General features: G+C 70.4%; 6 protein-coding genes and 1 pseudogene. 1 reads left to right on the top strand and 6 read right to left on the bottom strand.

What is annotated here, in order from left to right; genetic code table 11:
* The 5 genes and pseudogenes from ACWDKQ_RS34730 to cobC all read right to left on the bottom strand — a co-directional run.
* Positions 1-233 (bottom strand): annotated as a pseudogene (locus ACWDKQ_RS34730) (hypothetical protein); the annotation flags it as partial.
* 295 nt (positions 234-528) lie between these two features.
* Positions 529-1,719 (bottom strand): bifunctional RNase H/acid phosphatase, encoded by a 1,191-nt coding sequence (locus tag ACWDKQ_RS34725; RefSeq protein ID WP_450143000.1) that lies wholly within the window; start codon positions 1,717-1,719, stop codon positions 529-531.
* Positions 1,716-2,447, bottom strand: coding sequence for a zinc ribbon domain-containing protein (locus tag ACWDKQ_RS34720; RefSeq protein WP_450142999.1), 732 nt, complete (start codon positions 2,445-2,447; stop codon positions 1,716-1,718). Before ACWDKQ_RS34720 ends, ACWDKQ_RS34725 begins: the two co-directional genes overlap by 4 nt.
* Positions 2,444-3,298 carry a Nif3-like dinuclear metal center hexameric protein gene (locus tag ACWDKQ_RS34715; protein ID WP_450143002.1) on the bottom strand — a complete coding sequence of 285 codons (855 nt, stop codon included), beginning with the start codon at positions 3,296-3,298 and terminating at the stop codon, positions 2,444-2,446. Before ACWDKQ_RS34715 ends, ACWDKQ_RS34720 begins: the two co-directional genes overlap by 4 nt.
* Positions 3,299-3,305: 7 nt before the next feature.
* Entirely contained in the window at positions 3,306-4,355 is a 1,050-nt protein-coding gene (cobC, locus tag ACWDKQ_RS34710; RefSeq protein ID WP_450143001.1) for an Rv2231c family pyridoxal phosphate-dependent protein CobC, read from the bottom strand.
* Positions 4,356-4,763: 408 nt separating this feature from the next.
* Between cobC and ACWDKQ_RS34705 the strand changes: the two genes are divergently transcribed.
* A complete protein-coding gene (locus ACWDKQ_RS34705) occupies positions 4,764-5,222 on the top strand; it encodes a low molecular weight protein-tyrosine-phosphatase (protein ID WP_450142998.1) in 459 nt (152 codons plus the stop codon).
* A gap of 97 nt (positions 5,223-5,319) precedes the next feature.
* Here ACWDKQ_RS34705 and ACWDKQ_RS34700 read toward each other — a convergent pair whose 3' ends face one another.
* Positions 5,320-5,793 (bottom strand): hypothetical protein, encoded by a 474-nt coding sequence (locus ACWDKQ_RS34700; RefSeq protein WP_450142997.1) that lies wholly within the window; start codon positions 5,791-5,793, stop codon positions 5,320-5,322.
* Positions 5,794-6,026 lie beyond the last annotated feature (233 nt).

Below are 6,026 nucleotides of genomic sequence, written 5' to 3'. Positions count from 1 at the left end.
CACCCCCCGCTCTTCCTACCCCCCCTCCTCCCCCCCTTGCGGTCACCGGGGCAGGAGCGGGATGGCGATTTCGCGAAATCGCCATCCCGCTCAACCACGAGTTCCTGCTGCCAGCGGTACATCTCCTGCCCGGCGGGGTCCTGGGCCAGCACCGACTTGCCCTGCGCGTCCATCCACTCCGCGCCAAAGTGCGGCGCCCAGTTCCAGGGGTGGTTGGCCTGCGAGGTCAACACCGGCAGGAATCCGGCGACCTTGATCGAGCCGTCGGGGTTGAACTCGGCGAGCCACTTGGCGCCTCGGTCAGCTCGGACATGGTCCTAGGCGGCTCGGTGATGCCCGACTTGGCGAAGAGGTCGGCGAGGAACGCCTTCCCGGCAGCACCCGCGTCGTGAGCCGCTTCCACCGCTGCCGCGCCGTTGCGGACCAGACGGATCTGTTCAGACGACGGACCCTTTCCTGACCGTGCGGGAATGTGCCGGCCGACCGTGTCGGTCGAAGTTGCCCTTCACTTGTCGCCCTAACGGGCCGTCAGGCCCAGTGGGAGATGTCGTTCACCAGGCGGACCGAGGCGTTGCCGTCCGGGTAGAACTCCACGATGGACAGCGATGCCAGGTCCAGGTGGAGGCGGTAGAACATCGACGGGCCGACGTCCAAGCCCAGCCGCAGCAAGGCCTTGATCGGGGTCACATGGCTGACCACGATGATCGTCTGACCCGCGTACTGCTCCAGGAGATCGCCGCGGGCCCGCGTGACCCGCTGGTAAACCTCGTCGAGGCTTTCGCCGCCCGGCGGCAGGACGCTCGGGTCGCCGAGCCACTTGCGGTGCAGCTGCGGGTACTGCTCGGAGGCCTCGCCAAAGGTAAGACCCTCCCAGTCACCGAAGTCGGTTTCCAGCAGGCCGTCGTGGAAGTGCAGTTCGCCGCCGGTGGCGTCGACCACCGCCTGCGCGGTCTGCCGGGCCCGGGTCAGCGGCGAGGCGATCACCGGCGCGACGCCGTCCGGGGTGATCACCCCGTCCATCGCGGCCAGCCGTTTACCCGCCGCACGCACCTGACGCTCCCCCAGCGGGGTCAGCGCGACATCACCCCTTCCGGAATAGCGCCGGTCCACCGACATCGGGGTCTGACCGTGGCGCAGCAACAGCATCTTCGTCGGCGTGCCGTTGGCGCCGAGCCACCCGGACGGGCGGATCTGCGCGCTGCTCGCCCCGGCTTCGCTACCGGACCGCGCCACATCCGCTTCGCCGCCGGACCTCTCCCCGGCAGCGGGATCCCCTACCGGCCGGGCACCGCCGCCGGACTGATCGCCGCTCGCCTGCTGGTCCATCGCCTCGTTGGCCAGGCGGTCGGCATGGGCGTTGTGGGCGCGGGGCACCCACTCCAGGCTCACCCGCTCGAATCCGGCGATCAGCTGCCTTGCCTCGGCGGCCAGGGGCTGCAGGTTCGCGTGCTTGACCTTCCAGCGGCCGGCCAGCTGCTCGATGACCAGCTTGGAGTCCATCCGTACCTCAACCGCGGCAGCACCGAACTCCGCCGCCGCTCGCAGGCCCGCGATCACGCCCTGGTACTCGGCCACGTTGTTGGTCGTGACACCCAAACCGATCGAGCGCTCCGCGAGCACCTCCCCGGACGCGGCGTCGCGGACCACGGCACCGCATCCGGCCGGGCCGGGGTTGCCCCGCGACCCACCATCGGCCTCGACGACAACCCGCAAGCTCACCGGTTGTCCCCTGTCCGCACCAGAATCGCGCCGCACTCCTCGCAACGGACCACTTCATTGGCCGCCGCTTCACGCACCTCGGTCAACGCGGTGCGGTCCAACTCGATCCGGCACGCGCCGCACCGGGCACCCTGCAGCAGCCCGGCGGCGACGCCGCGCTGCGCTCGGATCCGCTCGTAGAGCGCGGCGAGTTCCGCCGGCAACGCCTTGGCGATCAGGTCCCGCTCACCCCGGCGGCGTGCCTCCGCCACTTCCAGATCGGCGAGCGCCTCGTCGCGGCGCGACTGGATGTCCGCGAGCCGCTCCTCGGCCGCGGTGAGGGCCTCGCGCGACTTCGTCACATTCGTTTCGAGTGCCTCGCGCTGCTCCATGACCTCGAGCTGCTCGTCTTCGAGGATGCCCTGCCGGCGGGCGAGCGTCTGCAGCTCGTGCTCCAGATCTTCGAGCTGCTTCGCGGACGCCCCCGCGGCCATCAGGTCGCGGTCGCGCTGCTCCCGGGCGCGCACCTGGTCGACCTCGTTCTCCAGCCGCTTGACCTCGCGGTCCAGGTCGCTGAACGCGGTCTGCGCGACCACCAGCTCGTCGCGCTTGGCCAGCACCTCGCTCTCGGCCCGGCCGATCTGTTCCAGCTCGGGCAGCGTGCGTCGGCGGTGCTCGACGCGGTTGAGTTCCGCGTCCGCCTCCGCGAGATCGAGCAACCGTCGCTGAACGGCGGGGTCGGCTTTCACGCGAGCGCCCTCCCTGGGTCTGATGCCGCGCCGGCGTGAACGGTCCACGGGTCGGTGCGGCGGGTGGAAACGAGGACTTCGACTGTATCCGGCAACGCGGCGGCGACGGTGTCCGCGGCCTGTTGGCACCACGGCCATTCGCTGGCCCAGTGCGCCACGTCCACCAAGGCCGGCACCTCGGCGCCAGGTACGGCGGCCCGGGCCAGGTGCTCGCCGGCCGGGTGATGCCGCAGGTCTGCGGTCACATAGGCGTCAACACCAGCGGCCGCCGCGGTCGCCAGGTAGGAGTCGCCCGCGCCGCCGCACACCGCGACGACGCGGATCGGGCGGTCCGGATCACCAGCACCGCGCACCCCCCAGGCCGTGGTGGGCAGGTTGTGCGCGACGCGGCGCACGAACTCGTGGAACGGCTCGGCCTCGGGCAGCTCACCGATGCGCCCCAGCCCGGTTCGGGCGCCTTCCGCGTGCGGGACCAGCGGCCCGGTCACGGTGAGGCCGATGGCCTCGGCCAGCGCATCCGACACGCCCTGCACGGCGCTGTCGGCGTTGGTGTGCGCGCAGTACAAGCCGATCCCGGAACGGATCAGCCGGTGCACGATCCGCCCCTTGGGATCGTCAGCGGGCACGCCGTGCACCCCCCGCAGCAGCAACGGGTGGTGCGAAACCACCAGCTGTGCGCCGAAATCCACCGCCTCGTCCACAGTGGCCTCGACCGGGTCCACGCAGAACAGCACCCGCTGCACCACCGACTCGGGATCGCCGCACACCAGGCCGACCGCGTCCCAGCCCTCGGCCAGATCGGTCGGATATGCCGCTTCCAGCGCGCCGATCACCTCTTGAAGCCGTACCACCACCGACTCACCCCCATCCCAAAATGTCGCGTAAAGCCTTTCCCAGAAACGCGTTCTGCGCCGGATCGCGCACCGCGACCCGCAGGTGATCGGGCCCCAGGCCGGGGAACGTGTCGCCCCGTCGGACCGCGATGCCGTGCTGCCGCAACGCATCCCGCACCTCGGCACCGCCATCCACCCGAAGCAGCAGGAACGGGGCGCGCGCGGGCATCGCGACCTGCAGCCCAGGAATCCCGTCCAACTCCGCGACCAAACCCGCGCGGTGCTCCTCGAACTCGACCGCCGCCTGCTCCGACTCGGCCAACGCATCCGGCTCGCAGCAGGCGACCACGGCCTCCAGGACCAGCGCGTTGATCGGCCAATGTGGACGGTACCGGCCCAACCGCCGTAACAGGTCCGGGTCGCCCAGCGCATAGCCGGCGCGCAACCCAGGAAGGCCCCACATCTTCGTCAGGCTTCGCAACACCAACAGCCCCGGTTCCCGACACCCAGCCAGCGACTCCGGCTCGCCGGGCACGGTATCGCTGAACGCCTCGTCGACGACCACCACCCGACCGGGCCGAAGCAGCCGCAGGACCTCCGCCGACTGATGCAGCACCGACGTCGGGTTGGTCGGATTGCCGAGCACCACCAGGTCCGCCTGCTCCGGCACCGCACTCGCGTCCAGGCGATAGCCGTCCGCTGGATCCAGCTGCACCCGCGCCACCTCGACATCGGCGGTGCGAAGCGCAAGCTCGGGCTCGGTGAACGACGGGTGCACCAACGCCGCGAGGCGGGGGTGCAGCGACGGCAGGAGCGCGAAGCCCTCCGCCGCGCCGGCCAGCAGCAGCACCTCGGAGGCGTCGCGGCCGTGGCGGGCGGCGGCAGCCGCCCGAGCGGCGAGGTCGTCAGCGGCGGACGGGTAGCGGCCGAGGCGGTCGAGCGCCGCCGTGAGGCGCTGGCGGAGCCACGCCGGCGGACGGTCCAGGCGGACGTTGACCGCGAAATCGAGCAGGCCGTGCTCGGCGTCGACATCGCCGTGGTGCCGCAACGAATCCTGGTCGTGCCCGCTGTTCATCCCGGGCAGTCTAACCAGGGCGGAGCCCGGCCCGTGCGCCGCGAAGGGCGGCGGTGACCCCCTCGTGATGTCGAGCCGGACCATGACCTCACCAGAAGGAGCGAAACGCCCCGTTCACCTCGAATGAAACCGGATGGCCCCGCCCGGGGCGAACCGCTCCTCCCCTCCAGCCGGAGGCGGAGCCAACGGCCCGTTCGCGCCATCCGCTGTTCGCAGCGAACGGCCTGTTCACCCCAGCAAGGAGGGACGAACGGCCCATCCGCTCCAAATGCCGTCCGCACGAAACGACCGGCCGTCTCCAAGATGCGGCGAACGGATCCGTTCACCGCCGCTAGGCGCGGTGAACAGGCCGTTCGCTCCTCCCCTCCTGCCGGAGGCGGAGACGGTTGGGCCGTACCCTCGGGAAACGTGCACATCTCCTTCATCTGTACCGGTAACATCTGCCGTTCCCCGATGGCCGCGCTGGTGTTCCGCGAGCAGCTGCGGCGGGCCGGGTTGGACGGGCAGGTCGAGGTCACCAGTGCCGGAACCGGGCCGTGGCACGTCGGCGAACCAGCCGACCCGCGCACCGCGAAGGTGCTCGCCGACCACGGCTACCCCACCGACCACGTCGCCGCCCAGATCGACGACGAGCACCTGGCTGCCGACCTGCTGATCGCAATGGATGCCGGGCACCTCCGGGCGGTGCGCCGCCTCGTCGACAGCTCGGCCGACGTGCGGCTGCTGCGTTCCTTCGACCCGGAGTCCGCCGTCGGCGGCGAGGTCCCGGACCCTTACTACGGCGGCCCGAACGGGTTCGGCGATGTGCTGGCGATGGTCGAGGCCGCCACACCGGGTCTGCTCGGCTGGGTCCGCGAACGGTTGTGACGATGCTCGATCAAGCCCAGGCGGCTGTTGCGGAGATCACCGGCCGTGCAGCGGACGATGTGCGCCGCCTCGGCGGTGGCGACACCGCAGCCGCGTTCTAGTGGGTGCTATTCGTCAATGCTGGGATGACGCGGATTGTGATAGGTGCCCGCTTGTACTGGCCGGGGGTGACCTGAACGTACCGGATCACCTGCGCGAGTAGCTCCCTGCAGTCGAGAACAGGTAGCGTGTCCCACTCGTCGAGCAGTCCGCGGGCGATGATGTGTGCAGGTTCACGGACTTCCCGTGCGTCTTGCTCGGCGAGTGTGAGTCGCTGCTCGTGCTCGTCTCGTTCCGCCATGAGCTCATCACGGGCGGTGTCGTAGACGGACTCCGGCACCCGGCCGGCCACCAGCTGGCGCGTAAGCTCGGCTAGCTGCCGGTCGATCTCGGCGACCTCGCGCGCGGCGGCTTGCGCATCGGTTCGCGACCGGAGCTGTCTACGCTCGGCCTCTTTCGCTTGGGCCGCAGCTTCACCGACTTCGTCGGCGAGCTCGCGCAGCCAGGCGAGCACGAACACGCTGCTGCGCAAGGCGGAGCCGCACCTCCCGCCGTGGGCGACCCGCGTTCTGCTCGGCTCCAACACGCCACCTACGTACCCGACCGAGTAGCAACGCGCCCTGCATCCTTACCGGGTGCGGGGCGCATTCGGCGTTTTCGGGTCAGTACCGACCCTGGTGGTTAATTCTCGGGTTGAGTGAGGGTGTGTTGGGCAGGCCCGGGATGATGATCTTGCGGCAGTCTTGTGGTGTCTGGCCGCAGGAT

Source organism: Saccharopolyspora sp. NPDC000995 (assembly GCF_053599315.1).
This window is presented reverse-complemented; position numbering and strand designations above follow the sequence as displayed.